General features: G+C 62.1%; 38 protein-coding genes. 35 read left to right on the forward strand and 3 right to left on the reverse strand.

What is annotated here, in order from left to right; all coding sequences use genetic code 11:
* Positions 1-122 precede the first annotated feature (122 nt).
* Both FJV77_RS03580 and FJV77_RS03585 read right to left on the reverse strand, forming a co-directional pair.
* The gene (locus FJV77_RS03580) at positions 123-1058 is read right to left on the reverse strand and encodes a Gfo/Idh/MocA family oxidoreductase (protein ID WP_142865525.1); all 936 of its coding nucleotides are present in this window, start codon (positions 1056-1058) and stop codon (positions 123-125) included.
* Positions 1059-1173: 115 nt separating this feature from the next.
* Positions 1174-1455: a transcriptional regulator gene (locus tag FJV77_RS03585; RefSeq protein WP_112566715.1), complete on the reverse strand. Its 282-nt coding sequence runs from the start codon at positions 1453-1455 to the stop codon at positions 1174-1176.
* 474 nt (positions 1456-1929) lie between these two features.
* Here FJV77_RS03585 and rpsL point away from each other — a divergent pair, with 474 nt between their 5' ends.
* From rpsL to rplQ, 31 genes are all read left to right on the forward strand, one after another.
* Positions 1930-2301, forward strand: a complete 372-nt coding sequence (rpsL, locus tag FJV77_RS03590; RefSeq protein ID WP_006333356.1) for a 30S ribosomal protein S12 — start codon at positions 1930-1932, stop codon at positions 2299-2301.
* A gap of 65 nt (positions 2302-2366) precedes the next feature.
* A complete protein-coding gene (rpsG, locus tag FJV77_RS03595) occupies positions 2367-2837 on the forward strand; it encodes a 30S ribosomal protein S7 (RefSeq protein ID WP_008875664.1) in 471 nt (156 codons plus the stop codon).
* Between the two features lie 30 nt (positions 2838-2867).
* Complete coding sequence (fusA, locus tag FJV77_RS03600) at positions 2868-4958, forward strand: elongation factor G (RefSeq protein WP_065518238.1); 2091 nt, start codon at positions 2868-2870, stop codon at positions 4956-4958.
* A gap of 65 nt (positions 4959-5023) precedes the next feature.
* Positions 5024-6199: an elongation factor Tu gene (tuf, locus tag FJV77_RS03605; RefSeq protein WP_013895701.1), complete on the forward strand. Its 1176-nt coding sequence runs from the start codon at positions 5024-5026 to the stop codon at positions 6197-6199.
* Positions 6200-6266: 67 nt separating this feature from the next.
* The gene (rpsJ, locus tag FJV77_RS03610; RefSeq protein ID WP_010909272.1) at positions 6267-6575 is read left to right on the forward strand and encodes a 30S ribosomal protein S10; all 309 of its coding nucleotides are present in this window, start codon (positions 6267-6269) and stop codon (positions 6573-6575) included.
* A gap of 61 nt (positions 6576-6636) precedes the next feature.
* Positions 6637-7350: a 50S ribosomal protein L3 gene (gene rplC / locus FJV77_RS03615; RefSeq protein ID WP_112395064.1), complete on the forward strand. Its 714-nt coding sequence runs from the start codon at positions 6637-6639 to the stop codon at positions 7348-7350.
* On the forward strand, positions 7350-7970 hold the full coding sequence (rplD, locus tag FJV77_RS03620) for a 50S ribosomal protein L4 (RefSeq protein ID WP_023672750.1): 621 nt from the start codon (positions 7350-7352) through the stop codon (positions 7968-7970). Before rplC ends, rplD begins: the two co-directional genes overlap by 1 nt.
* Positions 7967-8260, forward strand: coding sequence for a 50S ribosomal protein L23 (locus tag FJV77_RS03625; RefSeq protein WP_027170367.1), 294 nt, complete (start codon positions 7967-7969; stop codon positions 8258-8260). Before rplD ends, FJV77_RS03625 begins: the two co-directional genes overlap by 4 nt.
* 22 nt (positions 8261-8282) lie before the next feature.
* Positions 8283-9116, forward strand: coding sequence for a 50S ribosomal protein L2 (rplB, locus tag FJV77_RS03630; RefSeq protein WP_023706515.1), 834 nt, complete (start codon positions 8283-8285; stop codon positions 9114-9116).
* 16 nt (positions 9117-9132) lie between these two features.
* A complete protein-coding gene (gene rpsS / locus FJV77_RS03635) occupies positions 9133-9411 on the forward strand; it encodes a 30S ribosomal protein S19 (RefSeq protein WP_006205463.1) in 279 nt (92 codons plus the stop codon).
* 2 nt (positions 9412-9413) lie between these two features.
* Positions 9414-9803 carry a 50S ribosomal protein L22 gene (rplV, locus tag FJV77_RS03640; RefSeq protein WP_006205462.1) on the forward strand — a complete coding sequence of 130 codons (390 nt, stop codon included), beginning with the start codon at positions 9414-9416 and terminating at the stop codon, positions 9801-9803.
* Positions 9803-10528: a 30S ribosomal protein S3 gene (gene rpsC / locus FJV77_RS03645; protein WP_013895697.1), complete on the forward strand. Its 726-nt coding sequence runs from the start codon at positions 9803-9805 to the stop codon at positions 10526-10528. The genes rplV and rpsC overlap by 1 nt, the downstream gene beginning before the upstream one ends.
* Positions 10529-10554: 26 nt before the next feature.
* A complete protein-coding gene (gene rplP, locus FJV77_RS03650) occupies positions 10555-10968 on the forward strand; it encodes a 50S ribosomal protein L16 (RefSeq protein WP_006205460.1) in 414 nt (137 codons plus the stop codon).
* 13 nt (positions 10969-10981) lie between these two features.
* Positions 10982-11182 carry a 50S ribosomal protein L29 gene (gene rpmC / locus FJV77_RS03655; RefSeq protein WP_023799289.1) on the forward strand — a complete coding sequence of 67 codons (201 nt, stop codon included), beginning with the start codon at positions 10982-10984 and terminating at the stop codon, positions 11180-11182.
* A gap of 11 nt (positions 11183-11193) precedes the next feature.
* On the forward strand, positions 11194-11433 hold the full coding sequence (rpsQ, locus tag FJV77_RS03660; RefSeq protein ID WP_010909280.1) for a 30S ribosomal protein S17: 240 nt from the start codon (positions 11194-11196) through the stop codon (positions 11431-11433).
* A 71-nt stretch (positions 11434-11504) separates the two neighbouring features.
* Positions 11505-11873 carry a 50S ribosomal protein L14 gene (gene rplN, locus FJV77_RS03665; RefSeq protein WP_006205457.1) on the forward strand — a complete coding sequence of 123 codons (369 nt, stop codon included), beginning with the start codon at positions 11505-11507 and terminating at the stop codon, positions 11871-11873.
* A 12-nt stretch (positions 11874-11885) separates the two neighbouring features.
* On the forward strand, positions 11886-12200 hold the full coding sequence (gene rplX, locus FJV77_RS03670) for a 50S ribosomal protein L24 (RefSeq protein ID WP_013531428.1): 315 nt from the start codon (positions 11886-11888) through the stop codon (positions 12198-12200).
* On the forward strand, positions 12193-12792 hold the full coding sequence (gene rplE, locus FJV77_RS03675; RefSeq protein WP_013531429.1) for a 50S ribosomal protein L5: 600 nt from the start codon (positions 12193-12195) through the stop codon (positions 12790-12792). Before rplX ends, rplE begins: the two co-directional genes overlap by 8 nt.
* A 27-nt stretch (positions 12793-12819) precedes the next feature.
* Positions 12820-13125, forward strand: coding sequence for a 30S ribosomal protein S14 (gene rpsN / locus FJV77_RS03680; protein WP_010909282.1), 306 nt, complete (start codon positions 12820-12822; stop codon positions 13123-13125).
* A gap of 12 nt (positions 13126-13137) precedes the next feature.
* Positions 13138-13536, forward strand: a complete 399-nt coding sequence (rpsH, locus tag FJV77_RS03685) for a 30S ribosomal protein S8 (RefSeq protein ID WP_006205453.1) — start codon at positions 13138-13140, stop codon at positions 13534-13536.
* 96 nt (positions 13537-13632) lie between these two features.
* Complete coding sequence (gene rplF, locus FJV77_RS03690; protein ID WP_142865526.1) at positions 13633-14166, forward strand: 50S ribosomal protein L6; 534 nt, start codon at positions 13633-13635, stop codon at positions 14164-14166.
* A 140-nt stretch (positions 14167-14306) separates the two neighbouring features.
* A complete protein-coding gene (gene rplR / locus FJV77_RS03695) occupies positions 14307-14666 on the forward strand; it encodes a 50S ribosomal protein L18 (RefSeq protein WP_142865527.1) in 360 nt (119 codons plus the stop codon).
* 75 nt (positions 14667-14741) lie between these two features.
* Entirely contained in the window at positions 14742-15305 is a 564-nt protein-coding gene (gene rpsE / locus FJV77_RS03700; protein WP_006333394.1) for a 30S ribosomal protein S5, read from the forward strand.
* Between the two features lie 24 nt (positions 15306-15329).
* Positions 15330-15527, forward strand: a complete 198-nt coding sequence (rpmD, locus tag FJV77_RS03705; protein WP_006205449.1) for a 50S ribosomal protein L30 — start codon at positions 15330-15332, stop codon at positions 15525-15527.
* Between the two features lie 22 nt (positions 15528-15549).
* Positions 15550-16023, forward strand: coding sequence for a 50S ribosomal protein L15 (gene rplO, locus FJV77_RS03710; protein WP_142865528.1), 474 nt, complete (start codon positions 15550-15552; stop codon positions 16021-16023).
* A gap of 256 nt (positions 16024-16279) precedes the next feature.
* The gene (gene secY, locus FJV77_RS03715; RefSeq protein ID WP_142865529.1) at positions 16280-17620 is read left to right on the forward strand and encodes a preprotein translocase subunit SecY; all 1341 of its coding nucleotides are present in this window, start codon (positions 16280-16282) and stop codon (positions 17618-17620) included.
* Positions 17617-18225, forward strand: a complete 609-nt coding sequence (locus FJV77_RS03720; RefSeq protein WP_142865530.1) for an adenylate kinase — start codon at positions 17617-17619, stop codon at positions 18223-18225. The genes secY and FJV77_RS03720 overlap by 4 nt, the downstream gene beginning before the upstream one ends.
* A 207-nt stretch (positions 18226-18432) precedes the next feature.
* Positions 18433-18801 (forward strand): 30S ribosomal protein S13, encoded by a 369-nt coding sequence (gene rpsM, locus FJV77_RS03725; RefSeq protein ID WP_006205445.1) that lies wholly within the window; start codon positions 18433-18435, stop codon positions 18799-18801.
* Positions 18802-18927: 126 nt separating this feature from the next.
* Entirely contained in the window at positions 18928-19317 is a 390-nt protein-coding gene (rpsK, locus tag FJV77_RS03730) for a 30S ribosomal protein S11 (protein WP_006205444.1), read from the forward strand.
* 101 nt (positions 19318-19418) lie between these two features.
* On the forward strand, positions 19419-20429 hold the full coding sequence (locus FJV77_RS03735; RefSeq protein WP_032933403.1) for a DNA-directed RNA polymerase subunit alpha: 1011 nt from the start codon (positions 19419-19421) through the stop codon (positions 20427-20429).
* 104 nt (positions 20430-20533) lie between these two features.
* Positions 20534-20965 carry a 50S ribosomal protein L17 gene (rplQ, locus tag FJV77_RS03740; RefSeq protein WP_142865531.1) on the forward strand — a complete coding sequence of 144 codons (432 nt, stop codon included), beginning with the start codon at positions 20534-20536 and terminating at the stop codon, positions 20963-20965.
* A gap of 22 nt (positions 20966-20987) precedes the next feature.
* Here rplQ and FJV77_RS03745 read toward each other — a convergent pair whose 3' ends face one another.
* Complete coding sequence (locus FJV77_RS03745) at positions 20988-21218, reverse strand: hypothetical protein (protein ID WP_142865532.1); 231 nt, start codon at positions 21216-21218, stop codon at positions 20988-20990.
* Between the two features lie 133 nt (positions 21219-21351).
* Here FJV77_RS03745 and FJV77_RS03750 point away from each other — a divergent pair, with 133 nt between their 5' ends.
* From FJV77_RS03750 to crcB, 4 genes are all read left to right on the forward strand, one after another.
* Positions 21352-22845: a DegQ family serine endoprotease gene (locus FJV77_RS03750; RefSeq protein ID WP_142865533.1), complete on the forward strand. Its 1494-nt coding sequence runs from the start codon at positions 21352-21354 to the stop codon at positions 22843-22845.
* Positions 22846-22888: 43 nt separating this feature from the next.
* Positions 22889-24199: a replication-associated recombination protein A gene (locus tag FJV77_RS03755; RefSeq protein ID WP_142865534.1), complete on the forward strand. Its 1311-nt coding sequence runs from the start codon at positions 22889-22891 to the stop codon at positions 24197-24199.
* A 273-nt stretch (positions 24200-24472) separates the two neighbouring features.
* Positions 24473-25303, forward strand: a complete 831-nt coding sequence (locus FJV77_RS03760) for an aspartyl/asparaginyl beta-hydroxylase domain-containing protein (protein WP_142865535.1) — start codon at positions 24473-24475, stop codon at positions 25301-25303.
* A 31-nt stretch (positions 25304-25334) separates the two neighbouring features.
* On the forward strand, positions 25335-25721 hold the full coding sequence (gene crcB / locus FJV77_RS03765) for a fluoride efflux transporter CrcB (protein WP_142865536.1): 387 nt from the start codon (positions 25335-25337) through the stop codon (positions 25719-25721).
* The last annotated feature ends 26 nt before the right edge of the window (positions 25722-25747 follow it).

Genomic DNA, 25747 nt, shown 5'->3' on the forward strand with positions numbered 1-25747 from the left:
CCTGTTCGAGCCAGCCGAATGCAGAAACTTCTTCAAGGCTGCCGGATATGAGGCCAATTAATAGCGACACGCTTTAGCGATCTTGGCTTGCCGGTGGATTCGCTTCCAAACCCCCCGTCCGTTTAGTCGAAAAACGCCTCGACCACGTTGCGCTTGCCGAGCATGAAGGCGTCGGCGACGTGCTGGAGGGGCGCAAGGTCGACATCGGAGACGCCGGCGCGCACGATCTCGGCGAAGCGCCGGTAGAGCTGGGGATATTCGGCCTCCGGCTCGTCATGGACCACCTTGCCGTCGACGGCGAGCCTCGTGCCGCCGCCGGACAGCACCATCTTGCCTTTGTCGGTGTCTGCCAGGATGTCCCAGCTCTGCGGGCCGGTCTGCAGCCAGTCGAGTTCCATCGTCACCGGCAACCCATCGGAGGTGCGGAAATTGACATGGGCGGCAACCGGAGAGGCGCGGTTTTCGGGAAAGTCGAGCACCGCCGAGGTGATGAACATTGCCGGCAGGATGTGTGTCACGATCGACAGCGCGTTGATGCCGGGATCGAAGACACCGAAACCGCCCGCAGCCCAGATCCAGTCCTGGCTCGGGTGCCAGCGGCGGACGTCTTCTTTCCAATTGATGGCGGCTGAGGTGACCTTGGCCGAAGCCAGAAAAGCGCGTGCGGCTTCCACCGCCGGCGCGTAGCGCGAATGCCAGCTGGCGAACAGCGTCACACCATTGGCCTCAGCCACCCGCTTCAGATCCTCGACCTCGCTGACCGTGGCGCCTGGAGGCTTTTCCAGGAAGACATGCTTTTTCGCCATCAGGGCCGTGCGCGCCGCATCGTAGCGGTACTGCGGCGGCATGCAGAGCGACACGGCCTCGAGTTCGGGCACCGCCTCGAGCATCGCCTCGATGGTCGGGAAGTTCGGGATGTCGTCGACCTTGCCGTGCCGGCTGGCGGCGGCGATCAGGCGGTAATCCCCGTCCTTGGCCACCGCCGGCAGATGCTGGTCGCGCACGATCTTGCCCACGCCGACGATGCCGAGCTTGATGGGACCATTGTTGGAGGACATGGGGACTCCGCAGATTGGAATTTGGACTGTTCTTAAGTTGCTTGGTTCTTAGCAGAGAACCGATGCCCGGCAAGCCGGCGCGATGACAAGTGCGAGCCGAACCCGATTCTCAGGCTTACAGCGGGACCTCGAACGTCACGATCGATACTTCGCCTTCGAGGGCGCCCTGGAAGGCCGACAGATGCGGCTCATCGTCGGGCTCGCCCTCCATGTCGCCGATCTGGTCGAGCTCAGCCTCGGCATAGCCTTCGGCGGCGAGCGATTCGAGGGCACGGCGCACGGCCGAATCGTCGTCGGGGGCAACCAGCATCACATGGACGCCTTCCGGCTTGCCGCCCTTCTTTTTCCAGACGCGGCCGGTGATGATGGTGACCGGGCGCTCCTCATTGTCGTTCACGGGCTGATTCCTCTTGAGATTCGGGCGGGCATGGGGTTTGGGGCTGTCCATGGCGCCTTTTGCCACGAAGCGGCGGTGCAGGACAGCCGCAAGCCGGTCACTTTCTTCCTTCCCCTTGCAAACTTAAGAAAGAAAATTACGTGCGTTTTTCGCATGGCTGCCAAGCCTTGGTCAGCGCGCAATATTTGGCGTGCCGGGGTTGACGGTTCCCGGTCTTGCGAGTAGAAGCCGCCCAGTCAGAACCGATGTGAGGCTCTCCCTTCCGAAGCGACACGCTTTGGAGTTTGCCTCAAACAGGGTTCGTTTTACGAGCGAAAAGACATTTCCGGCGCGCATGAGGCGGTTTCCGCTTCCTCTGCATTTTGTTCGGGCAGGACCGCGAGGCGCGGTTTATGGCCCGAATTTGCGTATGGAATTGACGCTTTGAGCGGCCCTGACCGGGCGAGACACGGAATTGAGAGACAAGAGGGTTTAATGCCTACCGTCAACCAGCTGATCCGCAAGCCGCGCATTGCGCCGGTGAAGCGCAACAAGGTCCCGGCCATGCAGCAGAACCCGCAGAAGCGGGGCGTCTGCACGCGCGTCTATACAACGACGCCGAAGAAGCCGAACTCGGCACTGCGCAAGGTGGCCAAGATCCGCCTGACCAACGGCTTTGAAGTGATCGGCTACATCCCCGGCGAAGGTCACAACCTTCAGGAACACTCCGTGGTCATGATCCGCGGCGGCCGCGTCAAGGATCTTCCGGGCGTGCGCTACCACATCATCCGCGGCGTGCTCGACACGCAGGGCGTGAAGAACCGCAAGCAGCGCCGTTCGAAATACGGTGCGAAGCGTCCGAAGTAAGGTTTTCCGGCTTCGGCGCTTTTTTTTGACAGCGCCGGGCTATGAGAGATTGAGAGACAAAAGCCATGTCCCGTCGTCACAGTGCAGAAAAGCGTGAGATCAACCCGGATCCGAAGTTCGGCGATCTGATCGTTACCAAGTTCATGAACGCCGTCATGTATGACGGCAAGAAGTCGGTCGCCGAGACCATCGTCTACGGCGCGCTCGACCAGGTTCAGTCGAAGACCAAGCAGGAGCCGGTCACCGTCTTCCATCAGGCGCTCGACAATGTCGCGCCGCATGTGGAAGTCCGGTCGCGTCGCGTTGGCGGCGCCACCTACCAGGTTCCGGTCGATGTGCGCCCCGAGCGCCGCCAGGCCCTGGCAATCCGCTGGCTGATTGCAGCTGCGCGCAACCGCAACGAGACCACGATGGTCGACCGCCTCTCCGGCGAGCTGATGGACGCGGCCAACAACCGCGGCACGGCTGTGAAGAAGCGTGAAGACACCCACAAGATGGCAGAAGCCAACCGCGCTTTCGCGCACTACCGCTGGTAAAGCGCGAACGAGACTGAGAAGGCATCCACGATGGCCCGCGAATATAAAATCGAAGACTACCGCAATTTCGGTATCATGGCGCATATTGACGCCGGCAAGACGACGACCACCGAGCGCGTCCTCTATTACACGGGCAAGTCGCACAAGATCGGCGAAGTGCACGACGGCGCTGCCACCATGGACTGGATGGAGCAGGAGCAGGAACGCGGCATCACCATCACGTCGGCCGCCACCACGACCTTCTGGAAGGGTCGTGACGGCAAGATGCACCGCTTCAACATCATCGACACTCCCGGACACGTCGACTTCACCATCGAAGTCGAGCGTTCGCTGCGCGTGCTCGACGGCGCCATTGCGCTGCTCGACGCCAATGCCGGTGTCGAGCCGCAGACCGAGACTGTCTGGCGCCAGGCCGACAAGTATCGCGTTCCGCGCATGATCTTCTGCAACAAGATGGACAAGATCGGTGCCGACTTCTACCGGTCGGTCGAAATGATCGGCTCGCGCCTCGGTGCGCAGGCTGTCGTCATGCAGCTGCCGATCGGCGCCGAGACCGAGTTCAAGGGTGTCGTCGACCTCGTCGAGATGAACGCGCTGGTCTGGCGCGACGAGACGCTGGGCGCTGCCTGGGACGTCGTTGAGATCCCGGCCGACCTCAAGGCTCGTGCTGAAGAATACCGCGAGAAGATGATCGAAGCCGCCGTTGAAATGGACGAGACGGCTCTCGAGAACTACCTCGAAGGCAAGATGCCGTCGAATGACGAGATCCGCTCGCTGATCCGCAAGGGCACGATCGCGGTCAAGTTCTACCCGATGTTCTGCGGCTCGGCTTTCAAGAACAAGGGCGTGCAGCCGCTGCTCGACGCCGTCGTCGAATATCTGCCGTCGCCGGCCGATGTTCCCGCCATCAAGGGTGTCGACGCCAAGACCGACGCCGAGATCGAGCGTCATGCGGACGACAACGAGCCGCTGTCGATGCTGGCCTTCAAGATCATGAACGACCCGTTCGTCGGCTCGCTGACCTTTGCCCGCATCTATTCGGGCAAGCTGACCAAGGGCGTCTCGCTCGACAACACCGTCAAGGGCAAGAAAGAGCGCATCGGCCGCATGCTGCAGATGCATGCGAATTCGCGCGCCGACGTCGAAGAGGCTTTTGCCGGCGACATCGTTGCTCTGGCTGGCCTCAAGGACACGACCACCGGCGATACGCTCAGCGATCCGCTGCACCCGGTCATCCTCGAGCGCATGGAGTTCCCCGATCCGGTCATCCAGATCGCCATCGAGCCGAAGACCAAGAACGACCAGGAAAAGATGGGCCTCGCCCTTCACCGCCTGGCCGCCGAGGATCCGTCCTTCCGCGTCAAGACCGACGAGGAAAGCGGTCAGACCATCATCTCGGGCATGGGTGAGCTTCACCTCGACATCATCGTCGACCGCATGCGTCGCGAGTTCAAGGTCGAGGCCAATGTCGGCGCGCCGCAGGTGGCTTACCGCGAGACGATCACCCGCAAGCACGAGCAGGACTACACGCACAAGAAGCAGACCGGCGGTACCGGTCAGTTTGCTCGCGTGAAGCTGCTGTTCGAGCCGAACCCGGAAAGCTCGGAGTTCGAGTTCGAGTCGAAGATCGTCGGCGGTGCGGTTCCGAAGGAATACATCCCGGGTGTCGAAAAGGGCATCAACAGCGTGATGACGTCGGGCCCGTTCGCAGGCTTCCCGATGATCGGCGTCAAGGCGACGCTCATCGACGGCGCTTACCACGATGTCGACTCCTCGGTGCTCGCCTTCGAAATCGCCGGCCGCGCCTGCTTCCGTGAAGCTGCGCCCAAGCTTGGCGTGCAGTTGCTCGAGCCGATCATGAAGGTCGAAGTCGTGACGCCGGAAGACTATGTCGGCAGCGTCATCGGCGACCTGAACGGCCGTCGCGGCCAGATCCAGGGCCAGGAAGCGCGTGGCGTGGCTGTCGTGATCAACGCGATGGTGCCGCTGGCCAACATGTTCAAGTACGTCGACAACCTGCGCTCGATGAGCCAGGGCCGTGCGGCCTACACGATGCAGTTCGATCACTACGAGCCTGTGCCGACCGCGGTCGCCCAGGAAGTGCAGAAGAAATACGCGTAACCCGAACGGGTTGCAGCGGTAACTTAATTCAAGGCCCGTATGGGCGAGCAGATTGGAGACATCACATGGCAAAAGGTAAATTCGAGCGCACTAAGCCTCATGTGAACATCGGCACGATTGGTCACGTTGACCATGGCAAGACGTCGCTGACGGCGGCGATCACGAAGTATTTTGGCGAATACAAGCGCTACGACCAGATCGATGCGGCGCCGGAAGAGAAGGCCCGCGGCATCACCATTTCGACGGCTCACGTCGAATACGAGACGGCCAACCGCCACTACGCCCACGTCGACTGCCCCGGCCACGCCGACTATGTGAAGAACATGATCACCGGTGCCGCGCAGATGGACGGCGCGATCCTGGTGGTGTCGGCCGCCGACGGCCCGATGCCGCAGACCCGCGAGCACATCCTGCTTGCCCGTCAGGTCGGCGTGCCGTCGATCGTCGTGTTCCTGAACAAGGTCGACCAGGTCGACGACGCCGAGCTGCTGGAACTGGTCGAGCTCGAGGTTCGCGAGCTTCTGTCGAAGAACGAGTTCCCCGGCGACGACATTCCGATCGTCAAGGGCTCGGCTCTTGCCGCTCTGGAAGATTCGAACAAGACCATCGGTGAAGACGCGATCCGCGAGCTGATGGCTCAGGTCGACGCCTACATCCCGACGCCGGTTCGTCCGCTGGACAAGCCGTTCCTGATGCCGATCGAAGACGTGTTCTCGATCTCGGGTCGTGGCACGGTCGTGACCGGCCGCGTCGAGCGTGGCGTGGTCAAGGTCGGCGAGGAACTGGAAATCATCGGCATCCGTCCGACGACCAAGACGACCTGCACGGGCGTTGAAATGTTCCGCAAGCTGCTCGATCAGGGCCAGGCTGGCGACAACATCGGCGCGCTGCTGCGTGGCGTTGACCGTGAAGGTGTCGAGCGCGGCCAGGTTCTGGCCAAGCCCGGTACGGTGAAGCCGCACAAGAAGTTCGTGGCCGAAGCCTACATCCTGACCAAGGACGAAGGTGGCCGTCACACGCCGTTCTTCACCAACTACCGTCCGCAGTTCTACTTCCGCACGACCGACGTGACGGGCATCGTGTCGCTGCCGGAAGGCACCGAGATGGTGATGCCGGGCGACAACATCACGGTCGATGTCGAGCTGATCGTGCCGATCGCCATGGAAGAGAAGCTGCGCTTCGCCATCCGTGAAGGCGGCCGCACCGTCGGTGCCGGCATCGTCGTCACCATCAAAGAATAATTAGACTTAAACCGATCTGTCGCGGGCGCGGAGTTGCCCGCGCCGCGCCAGAACAAGGAAGTGACGCATGAACGGACAGAATATCCGCATCCGCCTGAAGGCGTTTGATCACCGGGTGCTCGACGCCTCGACGAAAGAAATCGTGTCGACGGCCAAGCGCACCGGAGCAAACGTCCGCGGCCCCATTCCGCTGCCGACGCGGATCGAAAAGTTCACGGTCAACCGGTCGCCTCACGTCGACAAGAAGAGCCGCGAGCAGTTCGAGATGCGCACGCACAAGCGTCTGCTCGACATCGTCGATCCGACCCCGCAGACGGTCGATGCTTTGATGAAGCTCGATCTGGCCGCCGGTGTCGACGTCGAGATCAAGCTCTAAGGGAATGAGAGCGCGGTAAGGGGCGGTGCCCCTGGCCCGGAACTCTAAAGGAATTGAACCGATGCGTTCAGGTGTGATTGCAAAGAAGGTGGGAATGACCCGCATCTATAATGATGCCGGGGAACATGTTCCCGTCACCGTTCTCCAGATGGAGAACTGCCAGGTCGTGGCTCAGCGCACGCAAGAGAAGAACGGCTATACGGCCGTCCAGCTCGGCGTTGGCCTTGCCAAGGTGAAGAACACGTCGAAGGCGATGCGCGGCCATTTCGCGACCGCTTCCGTCGAGCCTAAGGCGAAGGTCGCCGAGTTCCGCGTCTCCGCCGACAACATGATCGACGTTGGCGCCGAGATCACCGTCGAGCATTTCGTCGCCGGCCAGAAGGTCGATGTGACGGGCACGACGATCGGCAAGGGTTTCCAGGGCGTCATCAAGCGCCACCACATGGGTGGTGGCCGCGCGACGCACGGTAACTCGGTTTCGCACCGTACGCACGGCTCGACCGGCCAGCGTCAGGATCCGGGCAAAGTGTTCAAGGGCAAGCATATGGCTGGCCACATGGGCGACACCCGCGTCACCACACAGAATGTCGAGATCGTTTCGACCGACGCCGATCGCGGCCTGATCCTGATCCGCGGTGCGGTTCCCGGATCGAAGGGCGCCTGGATCCTGGTCCGCGATGCGGCCAAGGTGGCACTGCCGGCCAATGCGCCGAAGCCTGCCGCGATCCGCGCTGTCGCGAAGAACGAGGCTCCGGCCGCAGAGGGAGCAGAATAATGGATCTCAAGATCACAACGCTTGGCGGCAAGGACGCCGGCAAGGTGAAACTCTCCGAGGAGATTTTCGGCCTTGATCCGCGCGAGGACATCCTGCAGCGCGTCGTGCGCTGGCAGCTGGCCAAGCGCCAGCAGGGCACGCACAAGGCCAAGGGCCGCGCCGAAATCGCGCGCACCGGCGCAAAGATGTACAAGCAGAAGGGTACGGGCCGCGCCCGTCACCATTCGGCACGCGCTCCGCAGTTCCGCGGCGGCGGCAAGGCCCACGGCCCGGTCGTTCGCAGCCACGAGCACGATCTGCCGAAGAAGGTGCGCGCCCTGGGCTTGCGCCATGCTCTCTCGGCCAAGGCCAAGAGCGCGTCGATCATCATCATCGACGAGCTGAAGCTGACCGAGGCCAAGACGAAGGCGCTGATCGCGAATTTCGCGACGCTGGGCCTGACCAACGCTTTGGTGATCGGCGGTGCCGAGCTTGACCAGAACTTCAAGCTGGCGGCGACCAACATCCCGAACATCGACGTGCTGCCCATCCAGGGCATCAACGTCTACGACATTCTTCGCCGCGGCACGCTGGTCCTTTCGAAGGCCGCCGTCGAGGCTCTCGAGGAGCGCTTTAAATGACCGACCTTCGTCATTACGACGTGATCGTCTCGCCGGCGATCACCGAAAAGTCGACCATGGCTTCCGAGAACAACCAGGTCGTCTTCAACGTCGCCAAGAAGGCGTCGAAGCCGGAAATCAAGGCCGCTGTCGAAGCGCTGTTTGGCGTCAAGGTTACGGCCGTGAACACGCTTGTCCGCAAGGGCAAGATCAAGCGCTTCCGCGGCACGATCGGCCGCCAGAGCGACGTCAAGAAGGCGGTAGTGACGCTGGCCGATGGCCAGTCGATCGACGTCGCGACGGGTCTCTGAGCTAGGCCGCGAGGACAGGACAATGGCACTTAAAAAATTCAACCCGGTAACGCCGAGCACCCGCCAGCTGGTCATCGTCGACCGCTCGGGCCTCTACAAGGGCAAGCCCGTCAAGGGCCTGACCGAAGGCCTGACCAAGTCGGGCGGCCGCAACAATCACGGCCGCATCACGGCCCGCTTCATCGGCGGCGGTCACAAGCGTTCGTACCGCATCATCGACTTCAAGCGCCGCAAGTTCGACGTCGTCGGCACGGTCGAGCGCATTGAATACGATCCGAACCGCACCGCCTTCATCGCGCTGATCAAGTATGACGATGGCGAGCTGTCCTACATCATCGCCCCGCAGCGCCTTGCCGCCGGCGACAAGATCGTGGCAGGTGAATCGGTCGACGTGAAGCCGGGCAATGCGATGCCGCTGGCTTCGATGCCGGTCGGCACGATCGTCCACAACATCGAGCTGAAGCCGGGCAAAGGCGCCCAGGTCGCCCGTTCGGCCGGCGGCTACGGCCAGCTGGTCGGTCGTGACCAGGGCATGGCGATCCTGCGCCTCAACTCGGGCGAGCAGCGTGTCGTTCACGGCTCCTGCATGGCCACCGTCGGCGCCGTGTCGAACCCCGACCACGGCAACATCAACGACGGCAAGGCCGGCCGCACGGTCTGGCGCGGCAAGCGCCCGCACAATCGCGGCGTGACCATGAACCCGGTCGACCACCCGCATGGCGGTGGTGAAGGCCGCACCTCCGGTGGCCGTCATCCGGTCAGCCCGTGGGGCAAGCCGACCAAGGGCAAGAAGACGCGGTCCAACAAGGCGACCGACAAGTTCATCCTGCGCTCGCGCCATCAGCGCAAGAGCTAAGAAGAGGTAACGCCAAGTGACTCGTTCTATTTGGAAAGGCCCCTTCATCGACGGCTACCTTCTCAAGAAGGTGGACAAGGTTCGTGAAGGTGGTCGCAATGAGGTGATCAAGATGTGGAGCCGTCGCTCCACCATCCTGCCGCAGTTCGTCGGCTTCACCTTCGGTGTCTACAACGGCCAGAAGCATGTTCCCGTCTCGGTGAACGAGGACATGGTCGGTCACAAGTTCGGTGAATTCGCTCCGACCCGGACCTATTACGGTCACGGCGCGGATAAGAAGGCGAAGAGGAAATAATCATGGGCAAGGCCAAAGCTCCGCGCAGGCTTGCTGACAACGAAGCGCGCGCCGTTCTGCGCACGATCCGTATCAGCCCGCAGAAGCTGAACCTGGTTGCCGCGCTGATCCGCGGCAAGAAGGTCGCGACAGCGCTTTCCGATCTCGAATTCTCGGCCAAGCGGATTTCCGGCACGGTCAAGAAGACGCTGGAATCGGCGATCGCCAACGCGGAAAACAACCACGACCTCGACGTCGATGCGCTGATCGTGGCGGAAGCCTATGTCGGCAAGTCGATCGTCATGAAGCGTTTCCACGCTCGTGGTCGCGGTCGCGCCAGCCGTATCGAAAAGCCGTTCTCGCACCTCACGATCGTCGTTCGTGAAGTCGAAGAAAAAGGGGAGGCCGCATAATGGGCCAGAAAGTCAATCCGATCGGTCTTCGCCTCGGCATCAACCGCACCTGGGATTCGCGCTGGTTCGCGAACACCGGCGAGTACGGCAAGCTGCTGCATGAGGACATCAAGATCCGCAAGTATCTTGAGAAGGAACTCAAGCAGGCTGCGATCTCCAAGGTCGTGATCGAGCGCCCGCACAAGAAGTGCCGCGTCACCATCCATGCGGCGCGTCCGGGTCTGATCATCGGCAAGAAGGGCGCCGACATCGAGAAGCTTCGCAAGAAGCTGATGGAGATGACGAAGTCCGAGACGCACTTGAACATCGTTGAAGTCCGCAAGCCGGAAATCGATGCGACCCTGGTCGCCCAGTCGATCGCCCAGCAGCTCGAGCGTCGTATCGCGTTCCGCCGCGCCATGAAGCGCGCCGTGCAGTCGGCGATGCGCCTTGGTGCCGAAGGCATTCGCATCAACTGCGCCGGTCGTCTCGGCGGCGCCGAGATCGCGCGCATGGAATGGTACCGCGAAGGCCGCGTGCCGCTGCATACGCTGCGCGCCGATGTCGACTACGGCACGGCCGAAGCGAACACGGCTTACGGCATCTGCGGCGTCAAGGTCTGGGTGTTCAAGGGCGAAATCCTCGAGCACGATCCGATGGCTTCGGAACGTCGCGCGACCGAGGGTGATGCTGCGCATGGCGGTGGTGGTGATCGCGAACGCGGTCGTCGTCGCGAAAACGCCTGATTATTTAGGAATTTGGAGTTAGAACGATGCTGCAGCCAAAGCGCACAAAGTTCCGCAAGCAGTTCAAGGGCCGTATCCATGGTACCGCAAAGGGCGGCACCAACCTGGATTTCGGTGGTTTCGGGCTGAAGGCGCTTGAGCCGAACCGCGTCACTGCGCGTGAGATCGAGGCGGCCCGCCGCGCGATCACTCGTGAGATGAAGCGTGCCGGCCGCGTGTGGATCCGTATTTTCCCTGACGTGCCGGTGACGTCGAAGCCGACCGAAGTGCGCATGGGTAAGGGCAAGGGCGCGGTCGATTACTGGGCGGCGCGCGTCAAGCCGGGCCGCATCATGTTCGAGATCGACGGCGTCAACGAAGAAACCGCCCGTGAGGCGCTGCGTCTCGGCGCGGCCAAGCTCTCGGTCAGGACGCGCTTCGTACAGCGCATCGCAGAATAAGGACGGGCTGATCATGAAAGCCGAAGACATCCGGACCAAGACCCAGGACCAGCTGACCGACGAGCTGGCCAGCCTGAAGAAGGAGCAGTTCAACCTGCGCTTCCAGAAGGCCACCGGCCAGCTCGAGAAGACCGCGCGCGTGAGGCAGGTCCGCAAGGACATTGCGCGTATCAAGACCATCGCTGCGGAAAAGTCCGCGGCCAAGAAGGCTTAAGGACGAAAACCATGCCAAAGCGCATTCTGCAGGGCACTGTCGTCAGCGACAAGAACGAGAAGACGGTAGTCGTCAAGGTCGAACGGCGCTTCACGCATCCCGTGATGAAGAAGACCGTGCGCATGACCAAGAAGTACAAGGCGCACGACGAGAACAACGCCCACAAGGTCGGGGACCAGGTGTTCATCCAGGAATCGAAGCCGATTTCCAAGGACAAGCGCTGGATCGTCGTATCCTCGGATCAGGCGTAAACAACGAATTTTGGACAGACCGGGGAGGGGCTTTGAGCCCGTCCCGTTAGAAAAGAAGAAGGCGGCCAGTCATGATTCAGATGCAAACAAACCTCGACGTCGCGGATAATTCCGGCGCGCGTCGTGTCATGTGCATCAAGGTGCTGGGCGGCTCGAAGCGGAAATACGCTTCCGTGGGCGACATCATCGTGGTGTCCATCAAGGAAGCCATTCCGCGCGGCCGCGTTAAGAAGGGCGATGTGATGAAGGCGGTCGTGGTTCGCACGGCCAAGGACATCCGCCGCCCGGACGGCAGCGTGATCCGTTTCGACAAGAACGCGGCCGTTCTCGTCGACAACAAGAAAGAGCCGATCGGCACGCGTATCTTCGGACCGGTTCCGCGCGAACTCCGCGCCAAGAACCACATGAAGATCATCTCGCTCGCGCCTGAAGTGCTGTAAGGAGCCGGACCAATGCAAAAGATTAGAAAAGGCGACAAGGTCGTCGTGCTGGCCGGCAAGGACAAGGGCCGTTCGGGCGAAGTCCTCTCGGTTCAGCCCAAGGAAGACACCGCGCTGGTGCGCGGCGTCAACATGATCCGTCGTCACCAGAAGCAGTCCCAGTCCCAAGAGGGCGGGATCATCACCAAGGAAGCGCCGATCCAGCTGTCGAACATCGCGCTGGCCGACCCCAAGGATGGCAAGCCGACCCGCGTCGGCTTCATCTTCCAGAAGGACGGCAAGAAGGTGCGCGTCGCCAAGCGCTCGGGAGAAGTCATCAATGGCTAAGGCTCAAACCACGAAGCCCAAGGCTGAAAGCAAACAGTCCAAGGCCCAGAACACGCCGCGCCTCAAGCAGGTCTACAACGAGACCATCCGCAAGGCGTTGCAGGAGCAGTTCGGCTACGACAACGAGATGCAGGTTCCGCGCATCGACAAGATCGTGCTGAACATGGGCGTCGGCGAAGCGACCGCAGATTCGAAGAAGCCTTCGATCGCGGCCGAAGACCTGGCGATGATCGCCGGCCAGAAGGCCGTCGTCACCCGCGCCCGCAACTCCATCGCCGGCTTCAAGGTCCGCGAGAAGATGCCGATCGGCGCCAAGGTCACGCTGCGCAAGGAACGTATGTACGAGTTCCTCGACCGCCTCGTGAACATCGCACTGCCGCGCGTTCGCGACTTTCGCGGACTGAATCCGAAGAGCTTCGATGGCCGTGGCAACTACGCCATGGGCATCAAGGAACACATCGTGTTCCCGGAGATCAACTACGACAAGGTTGATCAGATCTGGGGCATGGACGTCATCGTTTGTACGACTGCGAAGACGGACGACGAAGCCAGGGCATTGCTCAAGGCCTTCAACTTCCCCTTCCGCCAGTAACGGCAGCGAGAAAAGGAAAAATCTGAAATGGCAAAGACCAGCTCAGTCGAGAAGAACAACAGGCGCCGCAAGCTTGCCGACCAGTACGGTCCCAAGCGCGCTGCCCTGAAGGCGATCATCATGGACCAGTCCAAGCCGATGGAAGAGCGCTTCCGCGCTCAGCTGAAGCTTGCTGCCCTGCCGCGCAACTCGGCCAAGATCCGCATCCGCAACCGCTGCGAAGTGACCGGCCGTCCGCGCGCCTATTATCGCAAGCTCAAAGTATCGCGCATCGCGCTTCGTGATCTCGGCAATAACGGCCAGATCCCGGGCCTGGTCAAGTCGAGCTGGTAAGGAGGACATAACATGTCATTGAGCGATCCTCTCGGCGATATGCTGACCCGCATCCGCAACGCGTATGGCCGCAAGAAGTCGAGCGTTTCGACGCCGGCCTCGCGCCTGCGTACCCGCGTCCTCGACGTGCTGAAGGCTGAAGGCTATATCCGCGATTACAGCCAGACCGACTTCGACAACGGCAAGTCCGAGATCGAAATCGAGCTGAAGTATTTCGACGGTGCTCCGGTCGTGCGCGAAATCGCCCGCGTCTCGAAGCCTGGCCGCCGCGTTTACGTCTCGGCCAAGTCGATCCCGCACGTCGCCAACGGCCTCGGCATCGCCATCCTTTCGACGCCGAAGGGCGTGATGGCCGATCACGAAGCACGCGAACAGAATGTCGGCGGCGAAATCCTCTGCCAGATTTTCTAATTCGGCAGCGTGATCCCGAAAAGTGGAATCCGGTTTTCGGGCAAGATCACGCTCGAAACAGAGACCTGAAACAAGAGAAGTGACGAGGACAACAAAATGTCTCGTATTGGAAAGAAACCCGTTTCGCTGCCGCAGGGCGTGACCGCGACCGTCAACGGGCAGACCGTGACGGCGAAGGGCCCCAAGGGCGAGCTGAAGTTCGTGGTGAACGACGAAGTGCTGGTCAAGATAGAAGGCAGCGAGATCGCTGTCCAGCCGCGCGACCAGACCAAGACCGCCCGTTCCAAGTGGGGCATGTCGCGCACGCAGATCGTCAACATCCTGCAGGGCGTCAAGGACGGTTTCGAGAAGAAGCTCGAGATCACCGGCGTCGGCTATCGCGCCGCCCTTCAGGGCAAGAACCTGCAGCTGGCTCTTGGCTTCAGCCATGATGTCGTCTACGAGACGCCGGCCGGCATCACGATCACTGTGCCGAAGCCGACGGAAATCACCGTGACCGGCATCGACAAGCAGCAGGTCGGCCAGGTTGCCGCCGAGATCCGCGAGTATCGCGGTCCCGAGCCCTACAAGGGCAAGGGTGTCCGCTATGCCGGCGAGAAGATCGTCCGCAAGGAAGGCAAGAAGAAGTAGTGGGCCTGGCCCCGAAAAGTTGAAGACTTTTCGGAAAAGGCCAAGCCAAAGAAGTGCAACGCCGCGGGGAGCGGTCGCGGGAGGCGCTTTCGCCTACCGCATATGGCGGCCCCCGTCTTTTGAAGGCAAGGAAGACTATCATGGCCGACAAGGAATCCATCCAGCGCCGCGCGCAGCGCGTCCGCCGCCAGATCAAGAAGGTCGCCGGCGAGCGTCCGCGTCTGTCGGTGCACCGCACGTCGAAGAACATCTATGTTCAGGTCATCGACGACGCCAAGGGTCACACCATCGTCGCCGCCTCGACGCTCGAGAAGGACCTCAAGGGTTCGCTCAAGACCGGCGCCGACACTGCGGCTGCGGCCGCGATCGGCAAGCTGATCGCCGAGCGCGCCACCAAGGCCGGCGTCAAGGAAGTCGTCTTCGACCGCGGCGCCTACATCTATCACGGCCGCGTCAAGGCGCTGGCCGAGGCTGCCCGTGAAGGTGGCCTGAGCTTCTAATTTTCACCGTCGGCGACCCAAAGCGGCGCCGGCATTCAGCAACCCGTGCTTCCGGAAAAGAATAAGGAACAGGATATGGCACAGGAACGTAGGGATGGCGGCCGCGGCCGCGATCGTGAAGAACGCGATGACGGCATGGTGGACAAACTCGTCCACATCAACCGCGTCGCCAAGGTCGTCAAGGGCGGCCGTCGCTTCGGTTTTGCAGCACTCGTCGTCGTCGGCGACCAGAAGGGCCGCGTCGGCTTCGGTCACGGCAAGGCGCGCGAAGTGCCGGAGGCCATTCGCAAGGCAACCGAATCGGCAAAGCGCGACATGATCTTCGTGCCGCTGCGCTCGGGCCGCACGCTGCACCATGACGTCGAGGGACGCTGGGGTGCTGGACGCGTGCTGCTGCGCGCTGCCAAGCAGGGTACCGGCATCATCGCCGGCGGCCCGATGCGCGCTGTCTTCGAGACGCTCGGCATGCACGACGTGGTCGCCAAGTCGATGGGTTCGTCGAACCCCTACAACATGGTTCGCGCCACCTTCGACGCGCTGAAGAGCCAGATGCATCCCAAGGATGTGGCTGCTGCGCGCGGCATCAAGTATTCGACCCTTCAGGCCCGCCGCGGCACCGCCGTTGCGGCTGAAGAATAGTCGATCTGACCAGGGATTTTGACCATGGCCAAGAAAGCAACCAAGACCATCACCGTTGAGCAGATCGGTTCGCCGATCCGCCGCCCGAAGGAACAGCGCGCAACGCTGGTCGGCCTCGGCCTCAACAAGATGCACAAGCAGCGCACGCTGGAGGACACTCCCTCGGTGCGCGGCATGATCGCTGCCGTCCAGCATCTCGTCCGCGTCGTGGACGAGGGCTGAGCAAAAGCGCAGGAGAACCCAGATGAAACTCAACGATCTGCGTGACAAGGACGGCGCGACGCACTCCAAGAAGCGTCTTGGCCGTGGCATCGGCTCCGGCTCGGGCAAGACCGGCGGTCGCGGCGTCAAGGGCCAGAAGGCGCGCTCCGGCGTCGCCATCAACGGCTTCGAGGGTGGCCAGATGCCGCTCTACCGGCGCCTGCCGAAGCGTGGCTTCAACAACATCTTCGCCAAGAGCTTTGTCGTCGTGTCGCTGGCCCGTATCCAGACGGCGCTCGATGCCAAGAAGCTCGACGCGAAGGCGACCGTGACGGCTGAGGCACTCGTTGCCGCCGGCGTCATCCGCCGCGTCAAGGACGGCGTGCGCATCCTTTCGGATGGCGAGCTCAAGGCAAAGCTTGCCTTCGACGTCGCCGGCGCCTCAAAGGCCGCGATCGAGAAGATCGAAAAGGCCGGTGGTTCGGTCAAGCTGCCGGAAGCGGCCGCTGCCGAGTAACGGCAATTTGAAGGGCGATCAGCAAGAACGGCATCCGTTTTTGCTCACGATTGCACTTTGATCCGATCAATTAAGCGGCCGCGTCAACGCGGCCGCTTGCATGTTGAGAGCCCGGAGCTTATCTCGTGAGCTTCGGTGAAACGCGCCGCCTGAGCTGCGGGCATCGAGCGTGACATAGAAATCAAGAAGTAGCGCATGATGTTGTCCGAAAACCGCTTCACACTTTTCGGCATCATGCTCTAGCGGAGAATCAGGCATGGCTTCGGCTGCTGAACAACTAGCCTCGAATCTGAATTTTGCGGCCTTCGCCAAGGCGGAGGACCTGAAGAAGCGAATCTGGTTCACCATCGGCGCGCTGCTCGTCTATCGTCTCGGCACCTATATCCCGCTGCCCGGCATCAACCCGGACGCGTTCGCCCAGGCCTTCTCCTCGCAGGCCAAGGGCGTGCTCGGCATGTTCAACATGTTTGCCGGCGGCGCCGTGCAGCGCATGGCGATCTTCGCGCTCGGCATCATGCCCTATATCTCGGCCTCCATCATCATGCAGCTGATGACCTCGGTCATTCCCTCGCTGGAAGCGCTGAAGAAGGAAGGCGAACAGGGCCGCAAGGTCATCAACCAGTACACGCGCTACGGCACGGTGCTTTTGGCGCTGGTGCAGGCCTACGGCATTTCGGTGGGCCTCGAAGGCGGCAACGGCATCGTCAACGATCCAGGGATGTTCTTCCGCATCTCGACCGTCGTCACGCTGGTTGGGGGCACCATGTTCCTGATGTGGCTGGGCGAGCAGATCACCGCGCGCGGCATCGGTAACGGCATTTCGCTGATCATCTTCTCCGGCATCGTCGCTGGCCTGCCTCGCGCCATCTCCGGCACGCTGGAACTCGGCCGCACCGGCGCCTTGTCGACCGGCCTGATTCTCGCGATCATCGTGCTGGCCATCATCGTCATCGCGCTGATCGTGTTCTTCGAGCGCGCACAGCGTCGCCTGCTGATCCAGTATCCGAAGCGCCAGGTCGGCAACCGCATGTTCCAGGGCGACACCTCGCATCTGCCGCTGAAGCTCAACACGTCGGGCGTCATTCCGCCGATCTTCGCGTCGTCGCTGCTGTTGCTGCCGGCAACGGTTGCCGGCTTCTCGCAGTCGACGAACCTGCCGGCGTGGGCAAGCACTGTGCTCGCCTCGCTCGGCCACGGCCAGCCGCTCTACATGCTGTTCTATGCGGGGATGATCGTGTTCTTCGCCTTCTTCTACACGGCCATCGTGTTCAACCCGAAGGACACGGCGGACCAGCTCAAGAAGCATTCCGGCTTCATCCCGGGCTATCGTCCTGGCGAGCGCACCGCCGATTACATCGACTATGTCCTGACGCGCATCACCGTCGTCGGCGCCATCTATCTGGTGCTGGTGTGCCTGCTGCCCGAGTTCCTGATTTCGGCGACTGGCGTACCTTTCTACCTCGGTGGCACATCGCTTCTGATCGTGGTCAGTGTAACCCTCGATACGGTGGCGCAGATTCAGGGTCACCTGATCGCGCACCAGTACGAGGGCCTGATCAAGAAGTCGAAGTTGCGCGGGGGGAAGAAGGCCAGATGAGATTGATATTGCTTGGGCCGCCAGGAGCGGGCAAGGGGACGCAAGCACAAAGACTGGTAGACAGACACGGCATACCCCAGCTGTCGACGGGCGACATGCTGCGGGCGGCCGTGCAGGCCGGCACCGAAGTCGGCAAGCGCGCCAAAGCGGTGATGGACGCCGGCGAGCTGGTTTCCGACGCGATCGTCAACGCGATCGTGGCCGAGCGCATCGATCAGCCAGATTGCGCAAACGGGTTCATCCTCGACGGCTATCCGCGCACGCTGGTGCAAGCCGATGCGGTTGAATCGATGCTTGCCCAGCGCGGCATTGGCCTCGACGCCGTGATCGAATTCGTCGTCGACGACAAGGCGCTGGTCGGCCGCATCGTCAAGCGCGCCGAAGACGCCAAGGCCGCCGGCCAGCCGGTGCGCAAGGACGACAACCCGGTTGTGTTCGAAGAGCGCCTGCGGGAATATTACAAGAAGACCGCGCCGCTGATCGGCTATTACTACGCCAAACGCACGCTGAAGAGCGTCGACGGCATGGCCGGCATCGACACTGTGACAGCCGAGATCGAAGCGCTTCTCAAGGCAGTGACGCGGGAGACCGTTACGGCAAAGTAAAGATTGCGCTTGACTGGAACGGTTCGCTGGGTTATGGCGGCCCGTCTTCCTATCAGGCATGAGGCTTGCTTGTCCGCAAGGGCAAGGCAGCCGCATTGAAACCAGGAAACTCCCGCATGGGCCGGCCTCCACCGGACGCGGGGTAATTTGAACAGCGCCGGGCCCGCCTTTTGAAGGTTGGCCGGCCCACATGGAGAAGAGAAGAATATGGCTCGTATAGCCGGCGTCAACATTCCGACCAACAAGCGCGTCGTCATTGCGCTTCAGTACATTCACGGCATTGGCAAGAAGTTCGCACAGGAGATCGTCGACAAGGTCGGCATCCCGGCCGAGCGCCGCGTCAACCAGCTGACCGACGCGGAAGTGCTGCAGATTCGCGAGACCATCGACCGCGACTACCAGGTCGAAGGTGACCTGCGCCGCGAAGTGTCGATGAACATCAAGCGTCTGATGGACCTCGGCTGCTACCGCGGCCTGCGTCACCGCCGCTCGCTGCCGGTTCGCGGCCAGCGCACGCACACCAATGCACGCACCCGCAAGGGCCCGGCCAAGTCGATCGCCGGCAAGAAGAAGTAAGTGAGCGAATAGCGAGTAGCCATTGGCGAGTAGGGGTCCCTATTCGCTATTCCCTACTCACTACTCGCTTTCAAAGGTGGAGCCGCTGGCATTACGGCGGTGTAGAGATCAACTGAAAGGACTATCATGGCCAAGGAAGCCGCTCGTGTTCGCCGTCGCGAACGCAAGAACATCTCGTCGGGCGTTGCCCACGTCAATTCGACCTTCAACAACACGATGATCACCATCACCGACGCGCAGGGCAATTCGATTGCCTGGTCGTCGGCCGGTGCCCAGGGCTTCAAGGGTTCGCGCAAGTCGACCCCGTTCGCCGCCCAGATGGCTGCCGAAGACGTCGCCAAGAAGGCCCAGGAACACGGCATGCGCATGCTCGAAGTCGAGGTCTGCGGACCCGGCTCCGGTCGTGAGTCGGCGCTTCGCGCCCTGCAGGCGGCCGGCTTCACCATCACCTCGATCCGTGATGTGACGCCGATCCCGCACAATGGCTGCCGCCCGCGCAAGAAGCGCCGCGTCTAAGACATTACCGAACGCCGCGCGAGCGCCTCAGGCGCTCCTCCACGGCACTCCAGGTCGCCCGCCACGATTGGATGGTGGCGGGTCAACGGAAGGAAAGCATCATGATCCAGAAAAATTGGCAGGAACTGATCAAGCCGAACAAGATCGAGTTCTCGTCGAAGAAGAAGACGCTGACCACGCTGGTCGCCGAGCCGCTCGAGCGCGGCTTTGGCCTGACGCTCGGCAACGCGCTGCGCCGCGTGCTTCTGTCTTCGCTGCGCGGTGCGGCTGTGACCGCCGTGCAGATCGACGGCGTTCTGCATGAATTCTCGTCGATCGCCGGCGTCCGCGAAGACGTGACCGACATCGTCTTGAACATCAAGGAAATCGCCATCCGCATGGAAGGCGATGGCCCCAAGCGCATGGTCGTTCGCAAGCAGGGCCCGGGTGCGGTTCTGGCTGGCGACATCCAGACGGTTGGCGACGTCGAGATCCTCAACCCCGACCACGTCATCTGCACGCTGGACGAAGGCGCTGAAATCCGCATGGAATTCACCGTCGACACCGGCAAGGGTTACGTGCCGGCAGAGCGCAACCGCGCCGAAGACGCGCCGATCGGCCTTATCCCGGTCGACAGCCTGTATTCGCCGGTCAAGAAGGTCTCCTACAAGGTCGAGAACACCCGCGAGGGCCAGGTCCTCGACTATGACAAGCTGACCATGACCATCGAGACCGACGGTTCGATCTCGGGCGAGGACGCGGTGGCATTCGCCGCTCGCATCCTGCAGGACCAGCTTGGCCTGTTCGTCAACTTCGACGAGCCGCAGAAGGAAGTCGCCACCGAAGCCGTCACCGAGCTCGCCTTCAACCCGGCGCTGCTCAAGAAGGTCGACGAACTCGAGCTTTCGGTGCGTTCGGCCAACTGTCTGAAGAACGACAACATCGTCTACATCGGCGATCTCATCCAGAAGACCGAAGCCGAGATGCTGCGCACCCCGAACTTCGGCCGCAAGTCGCTGAACGAGATCAAGGAAGTCTTGGCGGCGATGGGCCTGCACCTCGGCATGGAAGTGCCGGACTGGCCGCCGGAAAACATCGAAGACCTCGCCAAGCGTTACGAAGACCAATATTGAGCATGAATTCCAAGGATCGGCGGCGTGAGCCGCTCGATCCGACGGTCATGCGGAAAGCCATCAGAGGCCGTGGCCTCTTGAACAACTGAAGAAGGAAAAGAGCCATGCGCCACGGTTTCAAAGGCCGTCGTTTCGCCCGAAGCATTAGCCATCGCAAGTCGATGTTCGCCAACCTCGCCGTGTCGCTGCTCGAGCACGAGCAGATCGTCACCACCCTGCCGAAGGCGAAGGATTTGCGTCCGATCGTCGAGAAGCTGGTGACGCTCGGCAAGCGCGGCGATCTGCATGCGCGCCGCCAGGTGATTGCCCAGATCGGCAATGAAGGCGTCGTCAAGCGCCTGTTCGACACGATTGCGCCGCGCTACGCCAACCGCAATGGCGGCTACCTGCGCATCATGAAGGCGGGCTTCCGCCACGGCGACAATGCCGCCATGGCGGTCATCGAGTTCGTCGATCGCGACCCCGACGCCAAGGGCGCCGGCGACCGCGCCCGCCTCGAGGCCGAAGGCACCAACGAGGAAGCCGCGGCCGCATAAGGCTCGGTATTTCACAAAGCGTTCAAAGGGGCCTGCGGGCCCCTTTTTCGTTGCCTTTACGTGACCGGCTATCGAAGGAAATCTCCAACGGGCCGAAAAACCAATAGAGCGGAACAAGATCGCCATCGCCGATATTCCAGCCGTCTGGTGAACCGAGTGTCTCGGCGACCTCAATCAGCTTCATGCCAGGCGTCACCGGTCCCAACTTGCCGGTGGCCAGAAAATCACGGAATGAAGCGAGCTGTTTTTTCATGCGATCGACAACGGTACCGGTTGCAGACAGAGCTTTAGCCGATTACTGGGCTGAAAATAATTCGATTTCATCGTCTTAGCCTTTCATTCTGCACAATCGTCGGGACAATGACGCCCGATCTGGAGGATTCGGAATGCACTTCAAACGGCTGTTTCTTGTCGCCCTTTGCGCGCTGGCCGCCTTTGCCGCGGCACCGGCCGTGAGGCAGGCGCTGGCCGAGGACGCCGCCAAGCCAGCGGATCCGGGGCTCTCCGATGTGCTGACCGATCTGTTGCACGGCGTCGAGGGCGAGAACGGCACCTCCGGTCCCGACAAGCGCGTGCCGTTCGGCCGCGAAGAGGTGCAGCTGTCCTTTGCACCACTGGTCAAGCAGACGGCGCCGGCGGTGGTCAATGTCTATGCCTCACAGACGGCCAAGGTCACGTCGCCCTTCGACGGCGATCCTTTCTTCGAGGAATTCTTCGGTCGCGCGCAGCCGCGCGCGCAATCTTCGCTCGGCTCGGGCGTGCTGGTTGACCCGAGTGGCGTTGTCGTCACCAATTTCCACGTCATCAAGGACGCCGATGAGGTCAAGGTCGCGACCGCCGACGGGCGCGAATTCACCTCGAAGGTCATGCTCAAGGACGAGACGCTCGACCTTGCCGTGCTCAAGATCACGTCCGACAAGCCGTTTCCGGTGATCGCCATCGGCGATTCCGACGCGCTCGAGGTCGGCGATCTGGTGCTGGCGATCGGCAATCCGTTCGGCGTCGGCCAGACCACCACCAGCGGCATCGTTTCGGCACTTGCCCGCAGCCATATCGGCGTTTCGGATTCGGGCTATTTCATCCAGACCGACGCTGCCATCAATCCCGGCAATTCCGGCGGCGCGCTGATCAACATGGGCGGCCAACTGGTCGGCATCAACACCGCCATCTACAGCCGCAGCGGCGGCTCGATCGGCATCGGCTTTGCCATCCCGGCCAACATGGTGCGCGCCTTCGCCGACGCGGCCAAGGCCGGGCTCGATTTCTTCGAGCGGCCCTATATCGGCGCCGAGTTCGAGGCGGTCACACCGCAGATCGCCGAATCGCTCGGCATGGAGAAGCCGACCGGGGCGCTGGTCTCGTCTGTCGAGGAGGCCGGACCGGCAGCCAAGGCAGGGCTGAAGCCCGGCGATGTCGTGCTGCAACTTAACGGCACGACCGTCGAAGGCATCGAGGCACTGGATTACCGCATGGCAACGCTGTCGATCGGCACCAAGGCGACCTTCGCCATCCTGAGCAAGGGCCAGCAGGCGACGATGGAGATTGCGCTGGAGCGCGCGCCGGAGGGCGCCAAGGCGTCGGAAGTGACGCTGCATGGCCGCAGCCCGTTCTCCGGCGCCAAGGTCGCCGAACTGTCGCCACGGCTTGCCCAGCGGCTTGGCCTGCGCACCGACCTGAAGGGCGTCACCGTGGTCGACATCAACCACGATTCGCCGGCTGCCGATTTCGGCTTCCAGCCCGGCGACATTGTGCGCGAAGTGAACGGCACCGCCGTCGATACCGCGGCGACACTTGCGCAGCTTGCCCAGCAGGATACACGCTGGTGGCGCTTTACCGTCGAGCGCGGCGGGCAGATACTGCGCCAGGTGTTGCGTTACTGAGGCGCTCTTCCCATCTTGAGGGTCGTCCAACAAAAAGACTTGCATGGCCGATCTGTTCAGCGTCGATGAACCGGAAAGAGCGCCACCTGGCCGGCCGCTCGCCGACCGGCTGCGCCCGAAAAACCTCGGCGAGGTCGTTGGCCAGGAGCATCTGACCGGGCCCGATGGCGCGCTGACGCGGCTGATCAATTCCGGCTCGCTCGGCTCGATGATTTTTTGGGGACCGCCGGGGACCGGCAAGACGACTGTTGCGCGGCTGCTGGCCGGCGAGACCAGTCTTGCCTTCGAGCAGATATCGGCGGTGTTTTCCGGCGTCGCCGACCTGAAGAAGGTGTTCGAGGCGGCAAAACTGCGGCGCGCCAATGGCCGCCAGACGCTGCTGTTCGTCGACGAGATCCATCGCTTCAACCGCGCCCAGCAGGATTCCTTCCTCCCGGTCATGGAGGACGGCACGGTCGTGCTGGTTGGCGCCACCACCGAGAATCCCTCCTTCGAGCTCAATGCCGCGCTTCTATCGCGCGCGCGGGTGCTGGTGTTCCATTCGCTGGGCGAGGAGAGCATCGCCAAACTGATGACGCGGGCGGAGGAGGCCGAGGGCAGGGCGCTGCCGCTCGACGACGAGGCGCTGGCGATGCTCATCCGCATGAGCGATGGCGACGGTCGTGCCTCGCTGACCTTGGCCGAAGAGGTCTGGCGCGCCGCCAAACCTGGCGAGGTTTTCGATCCAGAAGGGCTGCAGCGCATCGTCCAGCGCCGCGCGCCGATCTACGACAAGGGCCAGGACGGCCACTACAATCTGATCTCGGCGCTGCACAAATCGGTGCGCGGGTCCGATCCCGACGCGGCTCTCTACTATCTCGCCCGCATGTTCGACGCCGGCGAGGATCCGCTCTATCTCGGCCGCCGGCTGGTGCGCATGGCGATGGAGGATATCGGCCTCGCCGACCCGCAGGCGCTGGTCGTGGCCAACGCAGCCAAGGACGCCTATGACTATCTGGGCTCGCCCGAAGGCGAACTCGCCTTCGCCGAGGCGACCGTCTATCTCGCCACCGCGCCCAAATCCAACGCCGTCTACACCGCCTTCAAGGCCGCCACGCGGGCGGCGAAGGAGTTCGGTTCGCTGCTGCCGCCCAAGCACATCCTCAACGCGCCGACCAAGCTGATGAAAGAGGAGGATTACGGCGCCGGCTACCGCTACGACCATGACCAGCCCGATGCCTTTTCCGGCCAGGACTATTTTCCGGAAAAGATGGGCCGGCAGACATTTTACGATCCGCCCGAACGTGGCTTCGAGCGCGACATCCGGAAACGGCTGGACTATTGGGCGAAGCTGCGCAGCGAGCGGGAAAAATAGGCTTGCGCGCGCCTGTGGTTTTGGCGCCCCAGGACGAAACCGTGGCATGGGGCATTCCCGCCTCTATCCTTTCCTGTGCACTGAACTAAGTGGAATACAAAACTCCAAATAATTTTGCCGGCAACCGCCGACGGCCACCCCAGCGCCGCGCGATGGCATTGTGCGTGGGGACAAAAGACCCTATCAAGGCGCACGGCCTCGGGGGTGGCCGTCGCCAAGATGCTTGGCGATTGTCGTCGCAACAGGAATCGCGCCCGGCGGCGCGAGAAAAAAATGAAAAAGTCCCTTCGCAAATCCCTTCGCCAGGCTGTGATTGCACTGCCGGTTCTCGCGCTCGGCTTCTATTTCATCCCGATCCTGACGACGATCTGGATCGTCTGCGGCCTGATCGATGTGCTGCGCAATGCCAACAAGAACCTGTCGCTGTTGCGCGGCTATTTCCTCGGCAACGGCATCTTCACCTGGCTGCTGTCGCCCTTCAACCTTCTGGTCGATCTGCTTAGCTACCGCAACCCGGGCGTGTGGAAGCTGGAGCAGTTTCCGCCGGACTATCAGCGCGAGGTCAATGAGGTTCTCGACGTCTTCAAGGCGCGCAAGGACGAGATCATCGCCGATATAGACGCCAATTTCGGCACCGCCAGGCGCGGCATGTATGTCTATCAGTGGTACGGCAAGCACAAGATCGACAACGTCGCGGAATTCAACAAGGATTTCAAATACATCAAGACCATCGCCGTCTCGGTCTTCAGGAGCAAGGAATCGACCTCCTGGCATTTCGGACCGCTGCGGCTCAGCCTGCGCATCCTCTACAATTTGCTGCCGGTGAAGGCCGAGATTTTCGTCGAGTGCAACGGCGCCAGGAACTACTGGCACGACAATCCGCTCTATATATTCGACGACACGCTGCTGCACCGCTCGGTCAACGAGTATGACGGGCGCCGCTACTGCGTGTTCATGGACATCATCCGCCCATCGCCATTCCCCGGCCTTATCGCCGGCCTTCTGGCCATCGTCTCGGTCAGCGTCGAGCGCATCAACTCCATGTTCTACAAGAACTGGAAGATGCTCGGTTCGAGCAGGGCAAAGAAGGTCGAGACAACCTGACGCGTAGTCTTGACCGGCAAGAGGGAGCGCGATGTATCACCTGTTGCTTGTCTGTCTTGGCGGCGCGATCGGCGCGATGGCCCGCTTCTTCCTGTCCGGCTTCATCGCCCGCCGAATCGGCGAGACCTTTCCCTGGGGTACGATGGTCGTTAACGTCTCGGGGGCGTTTGCGATCGGCGTCGTCGCGCATGCGGTGGCACGCGACGGAATGCCCGCCATCTGGGCCTTTGCAGTTACCGGCTGCCTCGGCTGCTATACCACGGTCTCTTCCTTCAGCCTGCAGACGCTGGCGCTGGCCCGCGAGGGTGAATGGTTGCGCGCCGGCGGCAATGTGCTGCTTTCGGTTGTTCTGAGCCTCGGCGGCGTGACGCTGGGCTTTGCCGCGGGAAGTCTCCTGATCGGCAACGGGGCGCCATGAGCAGTCCGCGGAAGCTTCGCTCCGGC

The organism is Mesorhizobium sp. WSM4306, from assembly GCF_007003975.1.
Lineage (GTDB): Bacteria > Pseudomonadota > Alphaproteobacteria > Rhizobiales > Rhizobiaceae > Mesorhizobium.